The organism is Streptomyces sp. ERV7 (genome assembly GCF_001653515.1).
In the GTDB taxonomy this organism is placed as follows: Bacteria; Actinomycetota; Actinomycetes; order Streptomycetales; family Streptomycetaceae; genus Streptomyces.
The window spans coordinates 1,659,505-1,685,166 of the sequence record NZ_LYOY01000040.1; the positions used below are offsets into that span (position 1 = coordinate 1,659,505).

25 protein-coding genes are annotated in these 25,662 nt (G+C 70.2%); 15 read left to right on the plus strand and 10 right to left on the minus strand.

The window, feature by feature from the left end; all coding sequences use genetic code 11:
* The first annotated feature begins 75 nt into the window (after window positions 1-75).
* From glyA to A8W25_RS22200, 12 genes are all read left to right on the plus strand, one after another.
* Window positions 76-1,350 (plus strand): serine hydroxymethyltransferase, encoded by a 1,275-nt coding sequence (gene glyA / locus A8W25_RS22145; RefSeq protein ID WP_067163938.1) that lies wholly within the window; start codon window positions 76-78, stop codon window positions 1,348-1,350.
* Between the two features lie 93 nt (window positions 1,351-1,443).
* On the plus strand, window positions 1,444-2,799 hold the full coding sequence (locus A8W25_RS22150; protein WP_199831806.1) for an MraY family glycosyltransferase: 1,356 nt from the start codon (window positions 1,444-1,446) through the stop codon (window positions 2,797-2,799).
* 261 nt (window positions 2,800-3,060) lie between these two features.
* Window positions 3,061-3,495 (plus strand): hypothetical protein, encoded by a 435-nt coding sequence (locus A8W25_RS22155; protein ID WP_067163942.1) that lies wholly within the window; start codon window positions 3,061-3,063, stop codon window positions 3,493-3,495.
* A 273-nt stretch (window positions 3,496-3,768) separates the two neighbouring features.
* On the plus strand, window positions 3,769-4,539 hold the full coding sequence (atpB, locus tag A8W25_RS22160; protein ID WP_067164360.1) for a F0F1 ATP synthase subunit A: 771 nt from the start codon (window positions 3,769-3,771) through the stop codon (window positions 4,537-4,539).
* Between the two features lie 78 nt (window positions 4,540-4,617).
* A complete protein-coding gene (gene atpE / locus A8W25_RS22165; RefSeq protein ID WP_067163944.1) occupies window positions 4,618-4,854 on the plus strand; it encodes an ATP synthase F0 subunit C in 237 nt (78 codons plus the stop codon).
* A 38-nt stretch (window positions 4,855-4,892) separates the two neighbouring features.
* The gene (locus tag A8W25_RS22170) at window positions 4,893-5,450 is read left to right on the plus strand and encodes a F0F1 ATP synthase subunit B (protein WP_067163947.1); all 558 of its coding nucleotides are present in this window, start codon (window positions 4,893-4,895) and stop codon (window positions 5,448-5,450) included.
* On the plus strand, window positions 5,447-6,262 hold the full coding sequence (locus A8W25_RS22175) for a F0F1 ATP synthase subunit delta (RefSeq protein ID WP_067163949.1): 816 nt from the start codon (window positions 5,447-5,449) through the stop codon (window positions 6,260-6,262). Before A8W25_RS22170 ends, A8W25_RS22175 begins: the two co-directional genes overlap by 4 nt.
* 139 nt (window positions 6,263-6,401) lie before the next feature.
* Window positions 6,402-7,997, plus strand: a complete 1,596-nt coding sequence (gene atpA / locus A8W25_RS22180) for a F0F1 ATP synthase subunit alpha (protein ID WP_067163951.1) — start codon at window positions 6,402-6,404, stop codon at window positions 7,995-7,997.
* 20 nt (window positions 7,998-8,017) lie between these two features.
* Window positions 8,018-8,935 (plus strand): F0F1 ATP synthase subunit gamma, encoded by a 918-nt coding sequence (locus tag A8W25_RS22185; protein WP_067163953.1) that lies wholly within the window; start codon window positions 8,018-8,020, stop codon window positions 8,933-8,935.
* Window positions 8,935-10,377: a F0F1 ATP synthase subunit beta gene (gene atpD, locus A8W25_RS22190; protein WP_067163955.1), complete on the plus strand. Its 1,443-nt coding sequence runs from the start codon at window positions 8,935-8,937 to the stop codon at window positions 10,375-10,377. The genes A8W25_RS22185 and atpD overlap by 1 nt, the downstream gene beginning before the upstream one ends.
* 119 nt (window positions 10,378-10,496) lie before the next feature.
* Complete coding sequence (locus A8W25_RS22195) at window positions 10,497-10,871, plus strand: F0F1 ATP synthase subunit epsilon (protein WP_067163957.1); 375 nt, start codon at window positions 10,497-10,499, stop codon at window positions 10,869-10,871.
* A gap of 138 nt (window positions 10,872-11,009) precedes the next feature.
* The gene (locus tag A8W25_RS22200; RefSeq protein ID WP_067163959.1) at window positions 11,010-11,456 is read left to right on the plus strand and encodes a DUF2550 domain-containing protein; all 447 of its coding nucleotides are present in this window, start codon (window positions 11,010-11,012) and stop codon (window positions 11,454-11,456) included.
* 225 nt (window positions 11,457-11,681) lie between these two features.
* Here A8W25_RS22200 and A8W25_RS22205 read toward each other — a convergent pair whose 3' ends face one another.
* From A8W25_RS22205 to A8W25_RS22230, 6 genes are all read right to left on the minus strand, one after another.
* On the minus strand, window positions 11,682-13,610 hold the full coding sequence (locus A8W25_RS22205; protein ID WP_079126248.1) for a glycoside hydrolase family 18 chitinase: 1,929 nt from the start codon (window positions 13,608-13,610) through the stop codon (window positions 11,682-11,684).
* An 89-nt stretch (window positions 13,611-13,699) separates the two neighbouring features.
* On the minus strand, window positions 13,700-14,344 hold the full coding sequence (locus A8W25_RS22210) for a response regulator (protein ID WP_067163961.1): 645 nt from the start codon (window positions 14,342-14,344) through the stop codon (window positions 13,700-13,702).
* Window positions 14,341-15,540 (minus strand): sensor histidine kinase, encoded by a 1,200-nt coding sequence (locus A8W25_RS22215; protein WP_067163963.1) that lies wholly within the window; start codon window positions 15,538-15,540, stop codon window positions 14,341-14,343. The genes A8W25_RS22210 and A8W25_RS22215 overlap by 4 nt, the downstream gene beginning before the upstream one ends.
* A 719-nt stretch (window positions 15,541-16,259) precedes the next feature.
* Window positions 16,260-18,188 (minus strand): glycoside hydrolase family 18 chitinase, encoded by a 1,929-nt coding sequence (locus A8W25_RS22220; protein WP_079126248.1) that lies wholly within the window; start codon window positions 18,186-18,188, stop codon window positions 16,260-16,262.
* A gap of 89 nt (window positions 18,189-18,277) precedes the next feature.
* Window positions 18,278-18,922, minus strand: a complete 645-nt coding sequence (locus A8W25_RS22225) for a response regulator (protein WP_067163961.1) — start codon at window positions 18,920-18,922, stop codon at window positions 18,278-18,280.
* Window positions 18,919-20,118: a sensor histidine kinase gene (locus A8W25_RS22230; RefSeq protein WP_067163963.1), complete on the minus strand. Its 1,200-nt coding sequence runs from the start codon at window positions 20,116-20,118 to the stop codon at window positions 18,919-18,921. The genes A8W25_RS22225 and A8W25_RS22230 overlap by 4 nt, the downstream gene beginning before the upstream one ends.
* Before the next feature lie 192 nt (window positions 20,119-20,310).
* On the opposite strand from A8W25_RS22230, the gene A8W25_RS22235 reads away from it, so the two are divergent.
* Window positions 20,311-20,862 carry a hypothetical protein gene (locus A8W25_RS22235; protein WP_067163965.1) on the plus strand — a complete coding sequence of 184 codons (552 nt, stop codon included), beginning with the start codon at window positions 20,311-20,313 and terminating at the stop codon, window positions 20,860-20,862.
* 90 nt (window positions 20,863-20,952) lie between these two features.
* Here the strand turns inward: A8W25_RS22235 and nucS are convergent, their stop codons facing one another.
* On the minus strand, window positions 20,953-21,624 hold the full coding sequence (gene nucS / locus A8W25_RS22240; protein ID WP_067163967.1) for an endonuclease NucS: 672 nt from the start codon (window positions 21,622-21,624) through the stop codon (window positions 20,953-20,955).
* 214 nt (window positions 21,625-21,838) lie between these two features.
* Between nucS and A8W25_RS22245 the strand changes: the two genes are divergently transcribed.
* Window positions 21,839-22,231: an SCO5389 family protein gene (locus A8W25_RS22245; RefSeq protein ID WP_067163969.1), complete on the plus strand. Its 393-nt coding sequence runs from the start codon at window positions 21,839-21,841 to the stop codon at window positions 22,229-22,231.
* A gap of 109 nt (window positions 22,232-22,340) precedes the next feature.
* On the opposite strand, the gene A8W25_RS22250 is transcribed toward A8W25_RS22245, so the two are convergent.
* Entirely contained in the window at window positions 22,341-23,372 is a 1,032-nt protein-coding gene (locus A8W25_RS22250; protein ID WP_067164365.1) for an LLM class flavin-dependent oxidoreductase, read from the minus strand.
* Between the two features lie 216 nt (window positions 23,373-23,588).
* Between A8W25_RS22250 and A8W25_RS22255 the strand changes: the two genes are divergently transcribed.
* On the plus strand, window positions 23,589-23,915 hold the full coding sequence (locus A8W25_RS22255) for an ATP/GTP-binding protein (protein WP_067163971.1): 327 nt from the start codon (window positions 23,589-23,591) through the stop codon (window positions 23,913-23,915).
* A gap of 10 nt (window positions 23,916-23,925) precedes the next feature.
* On the opposite strand, the gene A8W25_RS22260 is transcribed toward A8W25_RS22255, so the two are convergent.
* Window positions 23,926-24,762, minus strand: a complete 837-nt coding sequence (locus A8W25_RS22260; protein WP_067163973.1) for an ABC transporter permease — start codon at window positions 24,760-24,762, stop codon at window positions 23,926-23,928.
* 137 nt (window positions 24,763-24,899) lie between these two features.
* Window positions 24,900-25,472, minus strand: coding sequence for a cob(I)yrinic acid a,c-diamide adenosyltransferase (locus A8W25_RS22265; protein WP_067163974.1), 573 nt, complete (start codon window positions 25,470-25,472; stop codon window positions 24,900-24,902).
* Window positions 25,473-25,662: the final 190 nt, after the last annotated feature.

A 25,662-nucleotide genomic window follows, 5' to 3' on the forward strand; every position in this document is an offset into this window, starting at 1 on the left:
GGGCGCCGGGGGGCGCGTCGGCCTACATTGGATCTGACGCCTCACACCACCCTCCTGCCAGGCCCGGAGACCCCGATGACGGTCACCACCGCAGCCGTGTCCGCTGCCCGCGCCGCCGCCCCCGAGGGGGCGCTCGACGCCCTGCGGCGCCAGGATCCCGAGATCGCCGACGTGCTGCTCGGCGAGACGCGGCGGCAGGCCACCTCGCTCCAGCTCATCGCCGCCGAGAACTTCACCTCGCCCGCCGTGCTCGCGGCGCTGGGCTCCCCGCTCAGCAACAAGTACGCCGAGGGCTACCCCGGCGCCCGCCACCACGGCGGCTGCGAGATCGTGGACGTGGCCGAGCGGATCGCCGTGGACCGGGCCAGAGCGCTCTTCGGGGCCGAGCACGCCAACGTACAGCCGCACTCCGGCTCCTCGGCCGTGCTCGCGGCCTACGCGGCGCTGCTGCGGCCGGGGGACACCGTGCTCGCCATGGGCCTCCCGTACGGGGGACACCTCACCCACGGTTCGCCCGCCAACTTCTCCGGCCGCTGGTTCGACTTCGTCGGCTACGGCGTCGACGCGGAGACCGGCCTCATCGACTACGAGGAGGTCGCGGCCCTCGCCGAGCGCCGCCGCCCCAAGGCGATCGTCTGCGGCTCGATCTGCTACCCGCGCCACCCCGACTACGAGGCGTTCCGCGAGATCGCGGACTCGGTGGGCGCCTACCTCATCGCGGACGCGGCGCACCCCATGGGCCTGGTGGCCGGGGGAGCGGCGCCCAGCCCCGTCCCGTACGCCGACGTGGTCTGCGCGACCACCCACAAGGTGCTGCGCGGCCCCCGCGGCGGGCTGCTGCTGTGCGGCGCGGAGCTGGCGGCCCGGATCGACCGGGCGGTCTTCCCGTTCACCCAGGGCGGCGCCCAGATGCACACCATCGCCGCCAAGGCGGTCGCGTTCGGGGAGGCGGCGACACCGGCGTTCACCGGGTACGCCCATCAGGTGATCGCCAACGCGCGCGTGCTCGCGGCCGGGCTGGCAGCCGAGGGGTTCGCCGTCATCACCGGCGGCACCGACACCCACATCATCCTGGCCGACCCGGGCCCCCTGGGAGCCGACGGAAGGGCCGCCAGGGGCCGTCTGGCGGGCGCCGGGCTGGTCCTGGACACCTGTGCCCTGCCGTACGACGAAGCGCGCGGCATCCGGCTCGGTACGGCCGCCGTGACCACCCAGGGGATGGGCGAGGCGGAGATGGCGAGGCTCGCGGTGCTGTTCTCGGCGGCGCTGCGCGAGGACCGCGGGACCGGCGGCGAGGTCCGCGCCGAAGTGCGGGAACTGGCGGGGAGATTTCCCCCGTATCCGCATTAGATTGGGTTGACCGCAACCATCTCGTGCACCCGCATGTCCTCAACCATGTGGTCGCAAAGCTAGTGTGTGGGGCTGAGATGGCCAGCGATACCTCTGGGGCAGCCCGTGCGTGAATACCTGCTGACGCTCTGCGTCACGGCCGCGGTGACCTACCTGCTCACCGGGCCGGTGCGGAAGTTCGCCATCGCGACCGGTGCGATGCCGGAGATCCGCGCCCGAGACGTGCACCGCGAACCGACGCCGCGGCTCGGCGGCATCGCGATGTTCGGCGGACTGTGCGCGGGCCTGCTCGTCGCCGACCACCTCGACAGCCTCAACGGCGTCTTCGAGCGCTCCAACGAACCGCGCGCACTGCTCTCCGGCGCCGCCCTGATCTGGATCATCGGCGTCCTGGACGACAAGTTCGAGATCGACGCCCTGATCAAGCTGGGCGGCCAGATGATCGCCGCCGGTGTGATGGTCGTCCAGGGTCTGACGATCCTGTGGCTGCCCGTCCCGGGCGTCGGCGCGGTCTCGCTCACCTCCTGGCAGGGCACGCTGCTCACGGTCGCCCTGGTGGTGATCACCATCAACGCGGTGAACTTCGTGGACGGCCTGGACGGCCTCGCCGCGGGCATGGTCTGCATCGCCGCCGCGGCGTTCTTCATGTACGCGTACCGGATCTGGTTCGGGTACGGCATCGAGGCCGCGGCCCCGGCCACCCTCTTCGCGGCCATCCTGATGGGCATGTGCCTGGGCTTCCTGCCGCACAACATGCACCCCGCGCGGATCTTCATGGGCGATTCGGGCTCGATGCTGATCGGGCTCGTGCTGGCCGCCGGCGCGATCTCCATCACCGGTCAGGTCGACCCGGACGCGCTGCGGATGAACCTCAGCCTCAGCGGCAGTGAGCGCGAGGCGACCCATGCGATGCTCCCGGTCTTCATCCCGCTGCTGATGCCGCTGACCATCATCGCGATCCCGGTGGCCGACCTGGTGCTGGCGATCGTGCGCCGCACCTGGAAGGGCCAGTCGCCGTTCGCGGCCGACCGCGGGCATCTGCACCACCGGCTCCTGGAGATCGGCCACTCGCACAGCCGGGCCGTGCTGATCATGTACTTCTGGGCGGCGCTGATCGCCTTCGGGACGCTGGCGTACTCGGTGCACTCGGCGTCGATGTGGATCGTCTTCCTCATCGTCGCCCTGAGCGCCGTCGGTCTGGTCCTGCTGCTGCTCCCGCGCTTCACCCCGCGCGCCCCGCGCTGGGCCGAGGCGTTCGTCCCGCCGCGCTACCGGCGCCGTACCCGGCTCGCCGCGGCGGCCGCGGCCGCGGAGGGCACCGAGGAGTGGGACGGGGACGAGGAGGAGCGCACACCGGTCGGCGCGGGTGTCTCCGGCGTCAACGGGGCGACCGCCATCGGCCCCCGTTCGCGCTTCCCCGACCGGCGGAAGACCGGCGCGTCGCGCTGACGAATTGCCGCATCGGGCCCCAATAGCAGACAAGTTGCCGCCCGTCTTGCACATGCGCGCGCGTTCACTCTCATGTGTGACGGGCAGCACACCATCTTGGTAAAGACCTCATCAAATAGTTTGTGATACGGTTCACGAGACCCGGCAACAGAGCCGAAGGACCGTAGTGCGACGGCCCATTGGCCCGAGGGACCCCCTCGGCCGGGGCCTACGCTCGTCCATGACGACACCCTGCCCCCACCAGTAAGCGGAGCTGCCGCCATGCCGTCCAACGACGCCCGCACCCTCCTTCGGACCGCCCTACCCACCGCTGCCGCCGGCGCGATCGCCGTCGCCGTCAGCGCCGGGGTCGCGGGCGGCAAGGGGGCCATCGGCGCCGTCATCGCGACGGTAGTGGTCATCGGCTTCATGGGTATCGGGCTGCTCATCCTGGAACGCACGGCAAAGAACCTGCCCCACCTGTTCCAGGCCATGGGGCTGATGCTGTACACCGCTCAGCTGCTGTTGCTCTTCATCTTCGTCGCGGTCTTCAAGGACACGACGCTGTTCAACCCCAAGGCATTCGCCGCCACGCTCATCGCGCTGACCCTCGTCTGGATCGGCATGCAGGCACGTGCGCACATGAAGGCCAAGATCCTTTACGTCGAGCCGGATTCGGAGGCTGAGAAGCCCCAGAAATCCGGGTCTTCGTCGTGAAAGGTAGGGGCGGAATAAATGCGAGTTCGAGACCCTGCTATCGTCCGGTGCCAACTGCGGCACTGCGGGCGCGGGCATCTGAGCTGACGCCTGCTCGAACGCGAGGCTTGATGCCCGACCGCCGCCCCATCATCCGTAACACCAGTCCAGTGCCGAACCGCGGCTGCGCGCCGCGCCGACACAACGAGGTTGCCGTACCTATGCGCCACGCTGAAGGAGCCCGCGGTGAGTGCTGACCAGACCCAGCTCGCCTTCGACTGGAACTGCCGCATCCTGTCTGACAACGGCTGTGGCTTTCCGGCTCCGGGCCTGCACTCCTTCCTCTTCAAGCCGCTCTTCACCGTCGGCGGCTATGAGTTCAACAAGGTGATGCTGCTCGCGCTCGTCACCACGGTGCTCGTCAGCAGCTTCTTCTGGGCGGCCTTCGGCAAGGCCAAGGTGGTCCCGGGCAAGCTCCAGATGGTCGGCGAGGCCGGCTACGACTTCGTACGCCGCAACATCGTGTACGAGACGCTCGGAAAGCGGGAGGGCGAGAAGTACGTCCCCCTCATGGTCTCGCTGTTCTTCTTCATCTGGATCATGAACATCTGGTCCGTGATTCCGCTGGCACAGTTCCCGGTGTCCTCGGTCATCGCCTTCCCGATGGTGCTCGCCGGCCTTGTGTGGGTCCTCTGGGTGAGCGTGACGTTCAAGCGTCACGGCTTCGTCGGCGGCCTGAAGAACATCACCGGCTACGACAAGTCGCTCGGTGGCGTGCTGCCGCTCGTCATGGTCATCGAGTTCCTCTCGAACCTGTTCGTCCGGCCGTTCACGCACGCGGTGCGACTGTTCGCGAACATGTTCGCCGGTCACCTGATGCTGGTCATGTTCACGGTCGCCTCCTGGTACCTGATGAACAGCTACATGATCCCGGCCGCCGGTGTCTCGTTCGTCATGACCATCGTCATGATCCTCTTCGAGCTTTTCGTGCAGGCCGTCCAGGCGTACGTCTTCGTGCTGCTGGCCTGCTCGTACCTCCAGGGCGCTCTGGCCGAGCACCACTGAGTCCTGGCCCGCCCCGCAAACCCCCAGTCGTCCGGTGGCCAACCCCCACCGGTCCATGAAAGAGAAGGAAGAACTGGCATGTCCCAGATCCTCGCTGCCTCCGAAGTCACCGGCTCGCTCGGCTCGATCGGCTACGGCCTCGCGGCCATCGGCCCCGGCGTCGGCGTCGGCATCATCTTCGGTAACGGCACCCAGGCCATGGCCCGTCAGCCCGAGGCCGCCGGCCTGATCCGCGCCAACCAGATCCTGGGCTTCGCCTTCTGTGAGGCGCTCGCCCTCATCGGCATCGTTATGCCGTTCGTGTTCGGTAAGTAAGCACCTATTACTGACACACATCGACGAAAGGCACTGATGTGATCGCCAACCTGGCTGCACTGGCGGCCGAGGAAGAGCAGAACCCGCTCGTACCCGCGGGCCCCGAGCTGCTCGTCGGCGCCATCGCCTTCGCCATCGTCTTCTTCGTCTTCGCCACGAAGCTGCTCCCGCGTATCAACAAGACGCTGGAGGAGCGCCGCGAAGCCATCGAGGGCGGTATCGAGAAGGCCGAGGCCGCGCAGACCGAGGCTCAGAGCGTGCTGGAGCAGTACAAGGCCCAGCTCGCCGAGGCCCGCCACGAGGCCGCCCGCCTGCGCCAGGAGGCGACCGAGCAGGGCACCGTGCTCATCCAGGAGATGAGGGCGGAAGGCCAGCGGCAGCGTGAGGAGATCATCGCTGCCGGTCACGCTCAGATCGAGGCCGACCGCAAGGCCGCCGCGCACGCGCTCCGCCAGGACGTCGGCAAGCTCGCCACCGACCTGGCCGGCAAGCTCGTCGGCGAGTCCCTCGAGGACCACGCCCGGCAGAGCCGTACCATCGACCGCTTCCTCGAGGGTCTCGAGGACAGCGCTTCGAAGGCCGAGGCCACGCGATGAACGGAGCGAGCCGCGAGGCACTGGCTGCCGCGCGCGAGCAGCTCGACGCGCTGATGGACAACACGTCCGTCGACGCGGCGAAGCTCGCCGGGGAGCTGGCGGCCGTCACCGCGCTGCTCGACCGCGAGGTGTCGCTGCGTCGGGTCCTCACCGACCCGGCGCAGGCCGGCGAGGCCAAGGCCGAGCTGGCCGGGCGCCTGCTCGGCGGCCAGGTCGGCGGCGAGAGTGCCGACCTGGTGAGCGGCATGGTCCGCTCCCGCTGGTCGCAGTCGCGCGACCTGGTGGACGCGCTGGAGGAGCTGGCGAACACCGCCGACCTCACCGCCGCGCAGAAGGCCGGCGCGCTGGACGACGTGGAGGACGAGCTGTTCCGGTTCGGCCGGATCGTCACCTCCAACGCCGACCTGCGCTCCGCGCTCACCCACCGCGCCGCCACGGCGTCCGCCAAGGGCGAGCTGCTCGGCAGCCTGCTCGGCGGCAAGGCCAACGCGGCCACCGAGCGCCTCGTGACCCGGCTTGTCACCAAGCCGCGTGGACGTAGCCTGGAAGCGGGACTGGAGTCCCTCTCCAAGCTCGCCGCGGAGCGCCGCGACCGCATGGTCGCCGTGGTCACCTCGGCGGTGCCGCTGACCGACGTGCAGAAGCAGCGCCTCGGCGCCGCTCTGGCGAAGGTCTACGGCCGCCAGATGCACCTGAACCTGGACGTGGACCCGACGGTCCTCGGCGGGATCACGGTGCGGGTGGGCGACGAGGTCATCGACGGCACCATCGCCCAGCGTCTCGACGAGGCGAGCCGGCGACTGGCCGGCTGACCTGCCTCGGCAGCGTCACCAACAACACAAGCATCACAGCGGCCCGGTTGGGCCGTGCAGAACTTGCAGAAGATTCCTGGGGGTCGCCCCCAGACCCCCTAAGAAGCTTCAGGCCCAACAAGGAGAGCAGGGAACCCAGATGGCGGAGCTCACGATCCGGCCGGAGGAGATCCGGGACGCACTGGAGAACTTCGTCCAGTCGTACCAGCCGGACGCGGCCTCGCGCGAGGAGGTCGGTACGGTCAGCGTTGCCGGCGACGGCATCGCGAAGGTGGAGGGCCTGCCCTCCGCCATGGCGAACGAGCTGCTGAAGTTCGAGGACGGCACCCTCGGTCTCGCCCTCAACCTCGAGGAGCGCGAGATCGGTGCGATCGTCCTCGGCGAGTTCAGCGGTATCGAGGAGGGCCAGCCGGTGCAGCGCACCGGTGAGGTCCTCTCCGTAGGCGTCGGCGAGGGCTACCTCGGCCGCGTCGTCGACCCGCTCGGCAACCCGATCGACGGTCTCGGCGAGATCGCGACCGAAGGCCGCCGCGCCCTCGAGCTGCAGGCCCCGGGCGTCATGGTCCGTAAGTCGGTGCACGAGCCGATGCAGACCGGCTACAAGGCCGTCGACGCGATGGTGCCGATCGGCCGCGGCCAGCGTCAGCTGATCATCGGCGACCGTCAGACCGGCAAGACCGCGCTGGCCGTCGACACGATCATCAACCAGCGCGACAACTGGCGCTCGGGCGACGTGAACAAGCAGGTCCGCTGCATCTACGTCGCCATCGGCCAGAAGGGCTCGACCATCGCGTCCGTTCGCGGCGCCCTGGAAGAGGCCGGCGCGCTCGAGTACACGACGATCGTCGCCGCCCCGGCGTCCGACCCGGCCGGCTTCAAGTACCTGGCGCCGTACACCGGTTCCGCCATCGGCCAGCACTGGATGTACGCCGGCAAGCACGTCCTGATCATCTTCGACGACCTGTCGAAGCAGGCCGACGCCTACCGCGCCGTGTCGCTGCTGCTGCGCCGCCCGCCGGGCCGCGAGGCCTACCCGGGTGACGTCTTCTACCTGCACTCCCGTCTGCTGGAGCGCTGCGCGAAGCTGTCCGACGACATGGGCAACGGCTCGATGACCGGTCTGCCGATCGTCGAGACCAAGGCGAACGACGTGTCGGCGTTCATCCCGACCAACGTCATCTCCATCACCGACGGCCAGTGCTTCCTGGAGTCGGACCTGTTCAACGCCGGTCAGCGCCCCGCGCTGAACGTCGGTATCTCCGTCTCCCGAGTCGGTGGTTCCGCGCAGCACAAGGCGATGAAGCAGGTTTCCGGCCGACTGCGCGTGGACCTCGCCCAGTACCGCGAGCTGGAGGCGTTCGCCGCCTTCGGTTCCGACCTGGACGCCGCGTCGAAGGCCTCGCTGGAGCGCGGTAAGCGCATGGTCGAGCTGCTGAAGCAGGGCCAGTACCAGCCGATGCCCGTCGAGGAGCAGGTCGTCTCCGTCTGGGCCGGCACCACCGGCAAGATGGACGACGTCCCGGTCGCCGACATCCGCCGCTTCGAGTCGGAGCTGCTGGAGTACCTGCGCCGCGAGCGCAAGGAGCTCCTCACCTCCATCGCCGAGGGCGGCAAGATGTCGGACGACACGCTCCAGTCGGTCGCCGACGCGATCACGGCCTTCAAGCGGCAGTTCGAGACCTCGGACGGCAAGCTCCTGGGCGACGACGCGCCGGCCGTCAACGTCTCCAAGTGACGACGGAAGGGACCTGACTCATGGGAGCGCAGCTCCGGGTCTACAAGCGTCGCATCCGTGCCGTCACGGCGACCAAGAAGATCACCAAGGCGATGGAGATGATCGCCGCCTCGCGCATCGTCAAGGCGCAGCGCAAGGTGGCGGCGTCGATGCCGTACGCGACCGAGCTCACCCGTGCGGTGACGGCGGTCGCGACCGGCTCGAACACCAACCACGCCCTGACCACCGAGGTCGAGACGCCGACCCGGGCCGCGGTCCTGCTCATCACGAGCGACCGCGGTCTGGCCGGCGGCTACTCCTCGAACGCCATCAAGCAGGCGGAGCGGCTCACCGAGCGGCTGCGTGCTGAGGGCAAGGACGTCGATGCCTACATCGTCGGCCGCAAGGGTGTCGCCTACTACGGCTTCCGTGAGCGCAAGGTCGCGGAGTCGTGGACCGGCTTCACCGACAGCCCGGCCTACGCGGACGCCAAGCGCGTCGCGGCGCCGCTGATCGAGGCCATCCAACTGGACACGGCCGAGGGTGGCGTCGACGAGCTGCACATCGTCTACACGGAATTCGTGTCGATGATGACGCAGAACGCGGTGGACGGCCGGATGCTGCCGCTCAGCCTCGACAAGGTCGAAGAAGAGGGCGGTGCGAAGGGCGAGGTCCTTCCGCTGTTCGACTTCGAGCCGTCGGCGGAGGACGTCCTCGACGCCCTGCTGCCGCGCTACGTCGAGAGCCGTATCTACAACGCACTGCTGCAGTCGGCCGCTTCCGAGCACGCCGCCCGCCGCCGCGCGATGAAGTCGGCTACCGACAACGCCGGGGATCTCATCAAGAGCCTCTCCCGGCTTGCCAACGCGGCCCGCCAGGCCGAAATCACCCAGGAAATCAGCGAGATCGTCGGTGGCGCCAGCGCCATGGCCGACGCGACCGCGGGGAGTGACAAGTAATGACGACCTCTGTTGAGACGGCCGCCGCCACGGGCCGCGTCGCCCGGGTCATCGGCCCGGTCGTCGACGTGGAGTTCCCCGTCGACGCGATGCCCGACATCTACAACGCGCTCAAGGTCCAGGTCGCCGACCCGGCCGAGGACGGCGCGCTCAAGACGCTGACCCTGGAAGTCGCCCAGCACCTGGGTGACGGCATGGTCCGCACGATCTCGATGCAGCCCACCGACGGTCTGGTCCGCCAGGCCGCGGTGACCGACACGGGCACGGGCATCACCGTCCCCGTCGGTGACTTCACCAAGGGCAAGGTGTTCAACACCCTGGGCGAGGTGCTCAACTACCCCGAGGCGAACGCCGAGGTCACCGAGCGCTGGCCGATCCACCGCAAGGCGCCGAACTTCGACGAGCTCGAGTCGAAGACCGAGATGTTCGAGACCGGCGTCAAGGTCATCGACCTCCTCACCCCGTACGTCAAGGGTGGAAAGATCGGTCTGTTCGGTGGTGCCGGTGTCGGCAAGACCGTTCTGATCCAGGAAATGATCTACCGCGTCGCCAACAACCACGACGGTGTGTCGGTGTTCGCGGGCGTCGGTGAGCGTACCCGTGAGGGCAACGACCTCATCGAGGAGATGGGCGACTCCGGCGTCATCGACAAGACCGCCCTGGTCTTCGGCCAGATGGACGAGCCCCCGGGCACCCGTCTTCGGGTCGCGCTGGCCGGTCTGACGATGGCGGAGTACTTCCGTGACGTCCAGAAGCAGGACGTCCTCTTCTTCATCGACAACATCTTCCGGTACACCCAGGCGGGTTCCGAGGTGTCGACCCTGCTCGGCCGTATGCCCTCCGCGGTGGGTTACCAGCCGAACCTGGCCGACGAGATGGGTCTCCTCCAGGAGCGCATCACCTCGACCCGTGGTCACTCGATCACCTCGATGCAGGCGATCTACGTCCCCGCGGACGACCTGACCGACCCGGCCCCGGCCACCACCTTCGCCCACCTCGACGCGACGACGGTTCTCTCCCGTCCGATCTCCGAGAAGGGCATCTACCCGGCCGTGGACCCGCTGGACTCCACGTCCCGGATCCTGGACCCCCGCTACATCGCGGCGGACCACTACAACGCCGCGATGCGCGTCAAGGGAATCCTTCAGAAGTACAAGGACCTCCAGGACATCATCGCGATCCTCGGTATCGACGAGCTGGGCGAGGAGGACAAGCTCGTTGTCCACCGTGCCCGTCGTGTCGAGCGCTTCCTGTCGCAGAACACCCACGTCGCCAAGCAGTTCACCGGCGTGGACGGTTCGGACGTGCCGCTCGAGGAGTCGATCACCGCGTTCAACGCGATCTGCGACGGTGAGTACGACCACTTCCCCGAGCAGGCGTTCTTCATGTGCGGTGGCATCGAGGACCTGAAGGCCAACGCCAAGGAGCTCGGCGTCTCCTGACCCGAGCCCGGTTTCGTGACGACGAGGGGGCGGGTGCGTCCCGCCCCCTCTCTCACGCCCACTAGACTTTGACCCAACACCCGGCAGCAACCGCCGGGTGGTGACCCGAGGAGCCCACCTTGGCTGCTGAGCTGCACGTCGAGCTCGTCGCCGCGGACCGCAGTGTCTGGTCCGGCGAGGCCACCCTGGTCGTCGCGCGCACCACGTCCGGCGACATCGGCGTCATGCCCGGTCACCAGCCGCTCCTCGGAGTGCTGGAGTCGGGCCCGGTGACCATCCGTACGAGCGAGGGCAGCACCGTCGTCGCCGCTGTGCACGGCGGGTTCATCTCGTTCGCGGACAACAAGCTCTCCATGCTCGCTGAGATCGCGGAGCTCGCGGACGAGATCGACGTCCAGCGTGCCGAGCGTGCGCTGGAGAGCGCCAAGTCGGTCGAGGACGGCGCCGCCGAGCGCCGCGCCGAGGTCCGGCTGCGTACGGTGTCGGTGCGCTAGCACCCCGCCGAAGAGTTTTGCCCTCAGCCGCGGTCACGGGTCTGGAATCTTCCGGACCCGGCCGCGGCTGAGGCGATGCAGGCACAAGTGACCGGGGCGATCCCCCGGCCCCGAAATGGAGCGAGGAGGTCGGTGTAGATGACCCTCGTTCTGCTTGTGGGCGGCCTGGTCGTCGCGCTGGTACTGGTGGGACTCTTCGTCTTCGGTCTGCGCCGGCGGCTGATCCAGCGTTCCGGCGGGACCTTCGACTGCAGTCTGCGCTGGGACGTGCCCGAGGGCGGCGACCCCAGCGGCAAGGGCTGGGTGTACGGAGTCGCGCGGTACAGCGGTGACCGGATCGAGTGGTTCCGTGTCTTCTCCTACGCGCCTCGGCCGCGGCGGCTCCTTGAGCGCTCCGCGATCGAGGTCGTGGCGCGGCGCAAGCCGGCGGGGGAGGAGGAGCTGGCGCTCCTGTCCGACGCGATCGTTCTCGGCTGTACGCATCGTGGCGTGCGCCTGGAGCTGGCGATGAGCGAGGACGCGCTCACGGGGTTCCTGGCGTGGCTGGAGGCGGCGCCCCCGGGCCAACGGGTGAACGTGGCGTAGTAGCTTTCCCCACCCCGCCCCTTCCCTGAATCCCTGCGGGCGCCGGTCGCCCTCAAGGGGCGCGGGGAACTGCGCGACCAGCCACGCACGGTCCGCGGCCGAGAGACCACCTGTTTTTCCGTTTGTCTGCGGGCCGTCGTGGGCTGGTCGCGCAGTTCCCCGCGCCCCTAGATGCAGGGGGTCCGGGCAAGCGGGGGCGGGCCGCCTGCCCGGAATCTGGTTCGGCTACCTCAGGCCGCTGTCGATCGCCGACATCAGCTCGCCCCCGGACGTGTCTCCGCTGAACTCCCAGAAGAACGCGCCCTTCAGGCCCTGCGTCTTCACGTACGACATCTTGCCCGCGATCGTCGACGGTGTGTCGTAGCTCCACCAGTTGGAGCCGCAGCGGGCGTACGCCGTGCCCGCGATCGTCCCCGTCACCGGGCAGGCGCTCTTGAGGATCTTGTAGTCCTCGATCCCCTGCTCGTACGTGCCGGGCGCCGGGCCCGTCGCCGTGCCGCCGGGTGCGTCCTGGGTGACGCCGGTCCAGCCGCGCCCGTAGAACCCGATCCCCAGATTGAGCTTGCTCGCGGGGATTCCCTTGGCCCGGTACTTCTGGATCGCCGCGTCCGTGTGGAAGCCCGCGATGGGGATCCCGTTGTACGAGGTGAGCGGCGAGTGCGGAGCCGTCGGCCCCTTCGCGTCCCACGCGCCGAAGAAGTCGTACGTCATCACGTTGTACCAGTCGACGTACTGCGCTGCCCCGGCGTAGTCGGCCTGGTCCATCTTGCCGTTGTCGGAGCCGTCGGCCGTCACGGCCGCCGTCACCAGCGCCGAGGAGCCGAACTTGGCCCGCAGCGCGGCCAGCAGGTTCTTCAGCGCGGCCTGGCCGCTGGTGTCGCAGGAGAGCCCGCAGGCGTTGGGGTACTCCCAGTCGATGTCGATGCCGTCGAAGACGTCGGCCCAGCGCGGGTCCTCGACCAGGTTGTAGCAGGAGTTGGCGAACGCCGTCGGGTTGGCCGCCGCCGCGCCGAAGCCGCCGGACCAGGTCCAGCCGCCGAACGACCACAGCACCTTGATGTTCGGGTACTTCTTCTTCAGCTCGCGCAGCTGGTTGATGTTGCCCGCGACCGGCTGGTCCCAGGTGTCCGCGGTGCCGTCGACGCTGGAGGAGGCGTCGTACGTCTTCTGGTAGTCGGCGTAGGCGTCACCGATGGCGCAGCCGCCGTTGGTGACGTTGCCGAAGGCGTAGTTGATGTGGGTCAGCTTGGCCGCCGAGCCCGAGGTGACGATGTTCTTGACGTGGTAGTTGCGCTGGTAGACGCCCCAGTCGGTGAAGTAGCCGAGCTTGACCGCGGCGCCCGGGTCGGGGTTGCCGCCGCCGCCCGTGGTGGTGACGGTGACCGAGCCGGAGGCGGGGCCGGTCTGGTCGGCGGTGTCGCGCGCGGTCACGCTGTACGTGTAGGCCGTCCCGGCGGTGAGGCCCGAGTCGGCGTACGTCGTACCGGTCACCGTGGCGATCTTCGCGGAGCCGCGGTGGACGTCGTAGTTCTTGACGCCCTTGTCGTCGGTGGCGGCGGTCCAGGACAGGCTCAGCGAGGTGTTGGTGACACCGCTCGCGGTCGGGGTGCCGGGCGCGGACGGCGGGTTGTCGCCGGGCGGGGTGGTGGTGCCGTCGCAGGAGCCGCCGTTGAGCTTGCAGCCCGAAGGGGCGCCGGGGCCCGCCCCGTTGAAGCCGAAGGTGACGCCGGCGCCGGGCGCGAGCGTGCCGTTGTACGACTTGTTCTTGGCGGTCCAGTGGTTGGCGGCATGGGTGACGTCCGCGTCCCAGGCCGAGGTCACGGACGTACCGGACGGGTAGTCCCACTCCACGGTCCAGGAGGAGAGAGAGGTGGTGCCGGTGTTCTTGACGGTCCACTGGGCGCCGAAGCCGGAGCCCCAGTCCTGGGTCTTGACGTAGGTGGCGGTGGCCGAGGCGGCGGCCGCGGCGGGAGAGGCGCCGGCCAGGCCGACGACCGCGGCCAGGGGAAGTGCCAGCGCGGTCAGACATGCGGCGGCTCTGGTGCGGAAGCGGGTGCGGGTGCGGATGCGCGTGGCAGTGCTCAAGGAAGCTCCTCGAGTGAGGTCCGACGGGTGTGGGGTGGGACCCTGCTCCGCCCGGTGAGCACACGGCATAAGGGGGCACGCTCACCCAGCGGTGCCGTGAGCGTAGAAAGGTCTGGACCAAGCGTCAAGAGGTCCAGACCAAGGGCCGGAAGTCGCCCTCAGACGCCCAACTCCTGTGCCAGTACGGCAGCCTGGACCCGGCTGCGCAGCTCCAGCTTCCCCAGCAGTCGGCTGACGTGCGTCTTCACGGTGGCCTCGGCCATCGCCAGACGCTCGGCGATCTCCGCGTTCGACAGGCCCTCGCCCAGGCAGGACAGCACCTCGCGCTCGCGCCGGGTGAGCGTGCCCAGCGCGGCCGGCGGCTCGGCCGGGGTCCGCGCCGCCGGGGCCGCGAACTCCGCGATCAGCCGCCGCGTCACAGCCGGGGCGATCATGCCCTCGCCGCGCGCCACCGTCCGTACCGCCTCGATCAGGTCCCTGGCGTCGGTGTTCTTCAGCAGGAACCCCGCGGCGCCCGCCCGCAGTGCCCCGAACACGTACTCGTCGAGGTCGAACGTCGTCAGCACCAGGACGTCCGCGAGCCGCTCCGCGACCACCTGACGGGTCGCCGAGACCCCGTCGAGCCGGGGCATCTGCACATCCATCAGCACCAGATCGGGCCGCAGTTCACGCGCGAGGCGCACCGCCTCCTCGCCGTCCGCGGCCTCCCCGGCCACCTCGATGTCCGGGGCGCTCCCCAGGATCAGGACCAGACCGGCCCGTACCGACGACTGGTCCTCCGCGACCAGCACCCGGATCGTCATCTCTGCGACTCGCCTTCCTGGACGGGCAGTTCGGCCCGTACCCACCAGATCTCGCGGCCCTGCTCCGAGGGCTCGGGCCCCGACGCGAAGGTCCCGCCGAGCAGTACGGCCCGCTCCCGCATCCCCACGAGCCCCGCACCCGAGCCCGGCGCACGCGGCCCGGGACGCTCACCGTCACCGTACGGGCTGCTCACCTCGACCGTCAGCGCCCGCCCGGTGTGCGCGAGCGCGGCGGTGACCGTGCCGGGGGAGGCGTGCTTGAGGGCGTTGGTCAGCGACTCCTGGACGATCCGGTACGCGGCGAGTTCGACGGGGGCGGGCAGCGCGGCCCCGGCCGGGCGCTCGTCCCGGAGCGTGAAGTCGAGTCCGCTGGAGGCGCCGTTGGTACGGGCCTGGGCGACCAGCGCGTCCAGCCCGGCGAGAGTGGGCGCGGCGGCCGGTTCGGTGGCGGCGCCGCTGTCCCGGAGCAGCCCGATCAGCCGGCGCATCTCGGCGAGCCCGTCCACGCTGTTCTCACGGATCACGGTGAGCGCCCGGCGGGTGGTGGCCGGCTCGTCGAGCGAGAGCGCCGCCGTGGAGTGGATCGCGATCGCCGAGAGGTGGTTGGCGACCATGTCGTGCAGCTCGCGGGCCATCCGGGCGCGCTCGGCCACCACCGCCTGGGCGCGGTCCATCTCGGCGAGCAGCGCCGTCTGCTCGGCGCGCAGGGTGGCCGCCTCGGCCGCGTCCCGGTGGTTGCGCACCAGGGCGCCGGTGGTGGCGGGCGCGAAGCAGACGAGGCCGGTGACGATGCCGAGGAGCAGGGCCTGGGGGGTGCGGAACCAGGCGAGGTAGCCGATGGTCGTGGTCACCGTGATCAGCCCGGTGGTGACCGGGATGCGGCGGGCCGCCGCCGGGGTGCCGTAGAGGACGGCGGCGTAGACGACGTCCGTGAACATCAGGACCGTCGCCAGGTTGCCCGAGGTGAACTGGTCGGCGACCACCGCGGCCGTACCGCCGAGCAGGGCGATCCGCGGGCGGGTGCGGCGCAGCAGCTCCAGGGCCGCCATCGCGGTGAGCGGCACCAGCGTCCAGCCCCAGCGCAGGAGCCCGCTGCCCCCGGAGAACAGCCCGAGGGCCCACATCAGCAGACCGCCGGCCAGCCCGACGGCAGCGATGACGACGTCGAAGCGGTGGGGCCGGGGGAACGGGTTCACATACCCATGAAACACGTGGTCGCGGCCCCGGGCGTCCTCGTACCGGGCGATCCGCCACTACATCGAAGGATGCAGTGGCGTTTCCTCAACGCCGACGACGAGCGGGAGCGATCACGGGCCGACGCTGGAAGGGAGCCGGAAAAGGGAGCCCCGAAAGGGAGCCCGAAAGAGAGCCTGAGCGAGGAGAACGCCGTGATCGTCACACTGATCGTCGTCTGCGAGGTCGGTTTCTGGGCGCTGCTGGCCGGTGGCCTGGCACTGCGCTACTTCGCGAAGATGCCCAGGGCGTCGGTGGCGGTGCTGCTCTGCGAGCCGCTGCTCGAACTGCTGCTCCTCGTCGTCACCGTGATCGACCTGAAGAACGGCGCCGAGCCGGACTGGAAGCACGGCCTCGCCGCCGTGTACATCGGCTTCTCGGTGGCGCTGGGCCACTCCATGGTGAAGTGGGGCGACGCCTGGTTCGCGTACCGCTTCGCGGGCGGGCCCCGCCCCGCCAAGGCGCCGGCGGGCGGCACGGCCCGCGCGGGCCACGCGTGGCGGACCGCCGGGCGGGGCGCGGGGAACTGCGCGACCAGCCACGCACGGTCCGCGGCCGAGAGACCACCTGTTTTTCCGTTTGTCTGCGGGCCGTCGTGGGCTGGTCGCGCAGTTCCCCGCGCCCCTAGATGCAGGGGGTCCGGGCAAGCGGGGGCGGGCCGCCTGCCCGGAATCTGGTTCGGCTACCTCAGGCCGCTGTCGATCGCCGACATCAGCTCGCCCCCGGACGTGTCTCCGCTGAACTCCCAGAAGAACGCGCCCTTCAGGCCCTGCGTCTTCACGTACGACATCTTGCCCGCGATCGTCGACGGTGTGTCGTAGCTCCACCAGTTGGAGCCGCAGCGGGCGTACGCCGTGCCCGCGATCGTCCCCGTCACCGGGCAGGCGCTCTTGAGGATCTTGTAGTCCTCGATCCCCTGCTCGTACGTGCCGGGCGCCGGGCCCGTCGCCGTGCCGCCGGGTGCGTCCTGGGTGACGCCGGTCCAGCCGCGCCCGTAGAACCCGATCCCCAGATTGAGCTTGCTCGCGGGGATTCCCTTGGCCCGGTACTTCTGGATCGCCGCGTCCGTGTGGAAGCCCGCGATGGGGATCCCGTTGTACGAGGTGAGCGGCGAGTGCGGAGCCGTCGGCCCCTTCGCGTCCCACGCGCCGAAGAAGTCGTACGTCATCACGTTGTACCAGTCGACGTACTGCGCTGCCCCGGCGTAGTCGGCCTGGTCCATCTTGCCGTTGTCGGAGCCGTCGGCCGTCACGGCCGCCGTCACCAGCGCCGAGGAGCCGAACTTGGCCCGCAGCGCGGCCAGCAGGTTCTTCAGCGCGGCCTGGCCGCTGGTGTCGCAGGAGAGCCCGCAGGCGTTGGGGTACTCCCAGTCGATGTCGATGCCGTCGAAGACGTCGGCCCAGCGCGGGTCCTCGACCAGGTTGTAGCAGGAGTTGGCGAACGCCGTCGGGTTGGCCGCCGCCGCGCCGAAGCCGCCGGACCAGGTCCAGCCGCCGAACGACCACAGCACCTTGATGTTCGGGTACTTCTTCTTCAGCTCGCGCAGCTGGTTGATGTTGCCCGCGACCGGCTGGTCCCAGGTGTCCGCGGTGCCGTCGACGCTGGAGGAGGCGTCGTACGTCTTCTGGTAGTCGGCGTAGGCGTCACCGATGGCGCAGCCGCCGTTGGTGACGTTGCCGAAGGCGTAGTTGATGTGGGTCAGCTTGGCCGCCGAGCCCGAGGTGACGATGTTCTTGACGTGGTAGTTGCGCTGGTAGACGCCCCAGTCGGTGAAGTAGCCGAGCTTGACCGCGGCGCCCGGGTCGGGGTTGCCGCCGCCGCCCGTGGTGGTGACGGTGACCGAGCCGGAGGCGGGGCCGGTCTGGTCGGCGGTGTCGCGCGCGGTCACGCTGTACGTGTAGGCCGTCCCGGCGGTGAGGCCCGAGTCGGCGTACGTCGTACCGGTCACCGTGGCGATCTTCGCGGAGCCGCGGTGGACGTCGTAGTTCTTGACGCCCTTGTCGTCGGTGGCGGCGGTCCAGGACAGGCTCAGCGAGGTGTTGGTGACACCGCTCGCGGTCGGGGTGCCGGGCGCGGACGGCGGGTTGTCGCCGGGCGGGGTGGTGGTGCCGTCGCAGGAGCCGCCGTTGAGCTTGCAGCCCGAAGGGGCGCCGGGGCCCGCCCCGTTGAAGCCGAAGGTGACGCCGGCGCCGGGCGCGAGCGTGCCGTTGTACGACTTGTTCTTGGCGGTCCAGTGGTTGGCGGCATGGGTGACGTCCGCGTCCCAGGCCGAGGTCACGGACGTACCGGACGGGTAGTCCCACTCCACGGTCCAGGAGGAGAGAGAGGTGGTGCCGGTGTTCTTGACGGTCCACTGGGCGCCGAAGCCGGAGCCCCAGTCCTGGGTCTTGACGTAGGTGGCGGTGGCCGAGGCGGCGGCCGCGGCGGGAGAGGCGCCGGCCAGGCCGACGACCGCGGCCAGGGGAAGTGCCAGCGCGGTCAGACATGCGGCGGCTCTGGTGCGGAAGCGGGTGCGGGTGCGGATGCGCGTGGCAGTGCTCAAGGAAGCTCCTCGAGTGAGGTCCGACGGGTGTGGGGTGGGACCCTGCTCCGCCCGGTGAGCACACGGCATAAGGGGGCACGCTCACCCAGCGGTGCCGTGAGCGTAGAAAGGTCTGGACCAAGCGTCAAGAGGTCCAGACCAAGGGCCGGAAGTCGCCCTCAGACGCCCAACTCCTGTGCCAGTACGGCAGCCTGGACCCGGCTGCGCAGCTCCAGCTTCCCCAGCAGTCGGCTGACGTGCGTCTTCACGGTGGCCTCGGCCATCGCCAGACGCTCGGCGATCTCCGCGTTCGACAGGCCCTCGCCCAGGCAGGACAGCACCTCGCGCTCGCGCCGGGTGAGCGTGCCCAGCGCGGCCGGCGGCTCGGCCGGGGTCCGCGCCGCCGGGGCCGCGAACTCCGCGATCAGCCGCCGCGTCACAGCCGGGGCGATCATGCCCTCGCCGCGCGCCACCGTCCGTACCGCCTCGATCAGGTCCCTGGCGTCGGTGTTCTTCAGCAGGAACCCCGCGGCGCCCGCCCGCAGTGCCCCGAACACGTACTCGTCGAGGTCGAACGTCGTCAGCACCAGGACGTCCGCGAGCCGCTCCGCGACCACCTGACGGGTCGCCGAGACCCCGTCGAGCCGGGGCATCTGCACATCCATCAGCACCAGATCGGGCCGCAGTTCACGCGCGAGGCGCACCGCCTCCTCGCCGTCCGCGGCCTCCCCGGCCACCTCGATGTCCGGGGCGCTCCCCAGGATCAGGACCAGACCGGCCCGTACCGACGACTGGTCCTCCGCGACCAGCACCCGGATCGTCATCTCTGCGACTCGCCTTCCTGGACGGGCAGTTCGGCCCGTACCCACCAGATCTCGCGGCCCTGCTCCGAGGGCTCGGGCCCCGACGCGAAGGTCCCGCCGAGCAGTACGGCCCGCTCCCGCATCCCCACGAGCCCCGCACCCGAGCCCGGCGCACGCGGCCCGGGACGCTCACCGTCACCGTACGGGCTGCTCACCTCGACCGTCAGCGCCCGCCCGGTGTGCGCGAGCGCGGCGGTGACCGTGCCGGGGGAGGCGTGCTTGAGGGCGTTGGTCAGCGACTCCTGGACGATCCGGTACGCGGCGAGTTCGACGGGGGCGGGCAGCGCGGCCCCGGCCGGGCGCTCGTCCCGGAGCGTGAAGTCGAGTCCGCTGGAGGCGCCGTTGGTACGGGCCTGGGCGACCAGCGCGTCCAGCCCGGCGAGAGTGGGCGCGGCGGCCGGTTCGGTGGCGGCGCCGCTGTCCCGGAGCAGCCCGATCAGCCGGCGCATCTCGGCGAGCCCGTCCACGCTGTTCTCACGGATCACGGTGAGCGCCCGGCGGGTGGTGGCCGGCTCGTCGAGCGAGAGCGCCGCCGTGGAGTGGATCGCGATCGCCGAGAGGTGGTTGGCGACCATGTCGTGCAGCTCGCGGGCCATCCGGGCGCGCTCGGCCACCACCGCCTGGGCGCGGTCCATCTCGGCGAGCAGCGCCGTCTGCTCGGCGCGCAGGGTGGCCGCCTCGGCCGCGTCCCGGTGGTTGCGCACCAGGGCGCCGGTGGTGGCGGGCGCGAAGCAGACGAGGCCGGTGACGATGCCGAGGAGCAGGGCCTGGGGGGTGCGGAACCAGGCGAGGTAGCCGATGGTCGTGGTCACCGTGATCAGCCCGGTGGTGACCGGGATGCGGCGGGCCGCCGCCGGGGTGCCGTAGAGGACGGCGGCGTAGACGACGTCCGTGAACATCAGGACCGTCGCCAGGTTGCCCGAGGTGAACTGGTCGGCGACCACCGCGGCCGTACCGCCGAGCAGGGCGATCCGCGGGCGGGTGCGGCGCAGCAGCTCCAGGGCCGCCATCGCGGTGAGCGGCACCAGCGTCCAGCCCCAGCGCAGGAGCCCGCTGCCCCCGGAGAACAGCCCGAGGGCCCACATCAGCAGACCGCCGGCCAGCCCGACGGCAGCGATGACGACGTCGAAGCGGTGGGGCCGGGGGAACGGGTTCACATACCCATGAAACACGTGGTCGCGGCCCCGGGCGTCCTCGTACCGGGCGATCCGCCACTACATCGAAGGATGCAGTGGCGTTTCCTCAACGCCGACGACGAGCGGGAGCGATCACGGGCCGACGCTGGAAGGGAGCCGGAAAAGGGAGCCCCGAAAGGGAGCCCGAAAGAGAGCCTGAGCGAGGAGAACGCCGTGATCGTCACACTGATCGTCGTCTGCGAGGTCGGTTTCTGGGCGCTGCTGGCCGGTGGCCTGGCACTGCGCTACTTCGCGAAGATGCCCAGGGCGTCGGTGGCGGTGCTGCTCTGCGAGCCGCTGCTCGAACTGCTGCTCCTCGTCGTCACCGTGATCGACCTGAAGAACGGCGCCGAGCCGGACTGGAAGCACGGCCTCGCCGCCGTGTACATCGGCTTCTCGGTGGCGCTGGGCCACTCCATGGTGAAGTGGGGCGACGCCTGGTTCGCGTACCGCTTCGCGGGCGGGCCCCGCCCCGCCAAGGCGCCGGCGGGCGGCACGGCCCGCGCGGTCCACGAGTGGCGGACCGCCGGGCGCTGGGTGCTCGCCGCCGTCATCGCGATGGGGCTGCTCCAGGGCGGCATCTGGTACGTGGGCGGCGACGGGGACGTGGACTCGCTGCGGATGTGGCAGCAGCGGATGCTGTGGCTGATCGGCATCAACCTGGTCATCGCGCTCAGCTACACGCTGTTCCCGAAGAAGGTGGAGGCGGCCCGGTCCCGCCGCTGACCCAGCCGCTCTACAGGAAGGGTGCATCGGCCCCCACCCACCCCCGGAGGGTTTGGGGAAGGGGTGGGGAGGGGCCGACACCCCCGGGGGTCAGAACAGGCGGAGTTTGTCGTCCTCGATGCCCCGCAGCGCGTCGTAGTCAAGAACGACGCACCCGATCTCCCGGTCCGTCGCCAGCACCCGCGCCTGCGGCTTGATCTCCTGCGCCGCGAACACCCCCCGCACGGGGGCAAGGTGCGGATCCCGGTTCAGCAGATCGAGGTAGCGCGTCAGCTGCTCGACCCCGTCGATCTCGCCGCGCCGCTTGATCTCGACCGCCACCGTCCCGCCGGACGCGTCCCGGCACAGGATGTCCACCGGGCCGATCGCCGTCGGGTACTCGCGGCGGATCAGCGTGTACCCCTCGCCCAGCGTCTCGATCCGGTCCGCGAGCAGCTCCTGGAGGTGCGCTTCCACGCCGTCCTTGATGAGACCCGGGTCCACACCCAGCTCGTGGGACGAGTCGTGGAGGATCTCCTCCATCGTGATGATGAGCTTCTCGCCCGCCTTGTTCACGACCGTCCAGACGCCCGAATCGTCCCCCGTCCCCTCCTTGAGGGTGCAGGGCGGAGACATCCAGTTGAGGGGCTTGTACGCCCGGTCGTCCGCGTGAATGGAGACGCTGTTGTCCGCCTTCACCAGGATCAGCCGGGTGGCGGAGGGCAGATGGGCGGTGAGGCGGCCCGCGTAGTCGACGGAGCAGCGGGCGATGACGAGACGCATGGTCGGCAACGCTACTCGAATCCCCCCGCCGAACGCGATTCGTCCGGCAAAGCACTGTTCGTTATTGGCCGGTTACGTGCCAAGTACCTGTCGCAGCCACCATGCCGCGCCTACCGTGTAAGCGGGAGGTTGTCGGTCAGGCACGCTGCGTGGCCGACTTCGTCCCTTTCCCTGGCCGTAAGACCCCCTCTCCGGGGTCGCGAGAGGAGAAACCATGTCGCTCGACGTCTCACCGGCCCTACTCGAACAGGCCGAGCGAGGCGAGGTCGACGAAGCCGATTTCGTCGACTGCGTCCGGACCTCCCTGCCGTACGCATGGGAGATGATCAGTTCTCTGGTGGCCCAGCTGAAGGTGGACGGTGGCGAGTTCGCCGACAACCAGACGCCTCCGCCGGACGAGCAGGCGCGCGGCCAGCTTCTTCGTGCGCTCGCGAGTGACGCCATACGCGGTGCGCTGCAGCGGCACTTCGGTGTCCGTCTGGCGTTCCAGAACTGCCACCGCGTAGCGGTGTTCCCCTTGGACCCGTCGGCCGACGAGCGGCTCGCCCGCTTCACCTCGGTCCGGGGTCAACTGCTCAACCAGTCCCCGGAGTTGAGGGACTGCTGAGGTCTTCGCCGCCGCTCCGCATCGCGGGAGGTACAACTGATGCGGAGCGGGGGCCTTTCGCGGGGCCCCGAGTCCCGCGCCCCCACGGGCGCCGTCCCCCTCGGGCCCCTCACCCCAGCAGCGGCAGCACTTCCGCGCCCAGCCTCCGTACGTTCTCCTCCGTCGCGGCCAGGTCTCCCGATCCCTCCACCAGGAAGGCGAAGCGCGTGATGCCCGTCTTCTCCGACGTCGCCGCGATGCGGTCCGCCGCGAGACGGGGGGTGCCGACCGGGTGGAGGCTGCACAGCAGTTCCGTGTACATCACCGGGTCGCGCATGGCCCGGTGGCGGCCGTCGACCGTCACATGGGCGTCCAGCCCCTGCTTCAGCCAGCCGGGCATCGCCTTCAGCAGCGTCTCTGCGGCCTGGGAGCCGTGGTCCTCGATCTGCGCCACCCCGGCCGACACATGCGGCGCGGCCGCCACCGCCTCCGGCGCGACGCCGGACGCCAGCGCGTGCGACCGCCACAGCGCGACCATCTCCGCCTTCTCCTCGTCGCCGCAGTGCATTCCGAGCAGCATCGGCAGCCCGCGCTCGGCCGCCAGCTTCACGCTCTTCGGCGAGGTGCACGCCACGATGACCTCGGGGCCGGCGGGACCGTCCGAGAGCAGCTCGTCGGGCCTCGGCACCACCGGGACCTCCCGGAAGGCGAAACGTTCGCCCAAAGATCCCACCCGGGGCTCGCTCAGCCATCGCAGCAGCAGGTCGAGCGACTCCGGGAAGCCCTCCTCGAACGCCTTCAGGCCCGAGCCGAAGACCTCCAGGTCGACCCAGGGGCCGCCCCGGCCCACGCCCAGCGAGAACCGGCCGCCGGACGTCAGATGCAGCAGCGCCGCCTGTTCGCCCAGGGCCACCGGGTGCGCGCTGGGCAGCACGCTGACCGCCGTCCCGACGCGGATCCGGCGGGTGCGCCCGAGCAGCAGCGCCGCCAGTGTCACCGCCGACGGACACACCCCGTACGGAACGAAGTGGTGCTCGGCGAGCCACACCGCGTCCAGGCCCGCTTCCTCGGCCACTTCGGCGGATCGCACCGCCCGGTGCAGCGCCTCCCCCTGTCCCTGGCCCGGGAATTGGGCTGCCAGTACAAAAGCTCCGACACGCATCGCCTTCATGCCTCCTCGCGGCCGACGCGGCTCCCCCTCTTACCGGCAACAACGTCTGACAAGTGCCAAGGGCACGGCCCAGCGCGAACTTCTTGCGATAGTCCGGTAAGTGTCCCCCGTACGAGTTACCGTGCCACCCCTGTACGGGCTCGGGTACCCGGGGCAAGTACCTCTACGCTGGAGAGGTCAGTCCGCCCGGCCCCGTGAGGTGTTTCCGTGTCCCCGCGCCGCAACCGCCCCAAGGGCGGCGACCAGCCGACCGAACCGACCGGCGGGGCGGGGGAGCGCTTCGGCCTCCAGCGCTCCGAGACGTACCAGGGCGAGGAGTGGTCCGTCCGGCATGTGAGCGGCGCGAGCGCGCAGGGCAAGCGCTACCGCTGCCCGGGGTGCGACCAGGAGATCCCCTCCGGCGTCCCGCACGTGGTGGCCTGGCCGGAGTACGGCGGCGTGGACGACCGCCGGCACTGGCACAAGGCGTGCTGGAACGCGAAGGACCGCCGCACCAGCAGGGTGCAGCGGTCCAGGAACGCGCCGAGGTACTAGGCCCGCGCGCTCACACGTCCCGGCTGTTCAGCACGGCGAACGCGCCGCCGAGCGCGGCGGCCGCGACGGCCCCCAGGATCAGCAGCGGGGTCCAGCCGGTCGGGCCCGAGTCGCTCACCGAGGAGCCGTAGAACACGGCCAGCTGGCTGGGGATCGAGTACTCGAGCAGGGCCTCGCGCACCGATTCGAGCGACGGCGCGAACATGAACAGCGCCATCACCAGCGGCAGCAGCACCACGCCGATCATGACGGTGATCGCGCCCGCCGAGTGCCGGATCAGCGCGCCGACCGCGAGCGAGAGCAGCCCGAGGACCGAGACGTAGAGGCCGACGCCGACCGTCGCCTTGAACAGCTCGGAGCCGCTCGGCTGCTCGGCCGTGTCCACCATCCCCATCTGCATCAGCGCCACCAGGCCGGTGGAGAGCGTCACGATGACGAAGGACAGCAGGAAGAACACGATCGCCTTGGCGGCGAGGATCCGGGCCCGGCTGGGGCACGCGGTCAGCGTCGTACGGATCATGCCCGTGCCGTACTCGGAGGCGATGGTCATCACGCCGAGCGTGATCACGCAGATCGAGCCGAGCAGCACGCCGTAGAAGCCCAGGGTGAGCAGCGGGGTGTCGCCCATGTGCGCGTCGGAGGCGTTGACCGCGACCGCCGCGAGCAGCCCGATGCCGAGCACGAGCACGATGAGCACGCCCAGCGTCCACATCGTGGAGCGCACCGAGCGGATCTTGGTCCACTCCGAGGCGAGGGCGTCGCCGAGGGAGGCGGGCCGCACCGGGATCGGCGAGGTGTACGTCCCGAGGGGCGCACCCGGTGCCTGCTGCTGGTAGGGGGTGGTCATCGGGCGTCCTCGGGCTTGGTCAGGGCGGGGGCAGCGGATGCTGTGGCTGATCGGCATCAACCTGGTCATCGCGCTCAGCTACACGCTGTTCCCGAAGAAGGTGGAGGCGGCCCGGTCCCGCCGCTGACCCAGCCGCTCTACCGCTCGCCGCCCGGCACCCACAGCACGTCCCCGGTCTCCACGTTCGCCGTCCTCGCGAGGATGAACAGCAGGTCGGAGAGGCGGTTCAGATAGGTGGCGGTCAGCGGGTTCATCGTCTCGCCGTGCACTTCCAGGGCCGCCCAGGTCGAGCGCTCGGCGCGGCGCACCACCGTGCACGCCTGGTGCAGCAGCGCGGCTCCGGGGGTGCCACCGGGCAGGATGAAGCTGCGCAGCTTCTCCAGCCGCTCGTTGAACAGGTCGCAGTCCGCCTCCAGCCGGTCGACGTAGAACTGCTCGACCCGCAGCGGCGGGTACTTCGGGTCTTCCACGACCGGCGTCGACAGGTCCGCGCCCACGTCGAACAGGTCGTTCTGCACCCGGGTGAGGACCTGGACGACCTCCTCGGCGAGACCGCCGAGCGCGATCGCCGTGCCGATCACCGCGTTCGCCTCGTTGGCGTCCGCGTACGCCGAGATCCGCAGATCCGTCTTGGCGGTACGGCTCATGTCGCCCAGGGCCGTGGTGCCCTTGTCGCCGGTGCGGGTGTAGATGCGCGTCAGATTGACCATGGGGTCAGCCTAGTTACGCGAGGGCCGTCCGCCACGCTTCTGTGCCGACCGTCACGGGCCGCCGCGCGCCCTGGTACGGGCCCGCCCGACAGCACGGACATTCCCCGCCCAAGTACGCGGTACGGGACGAGCGATGGGGGCCGACGGGGCCCTCGGTGAGACGCCGCTCACCCGTCTTGGTGTGATGTCC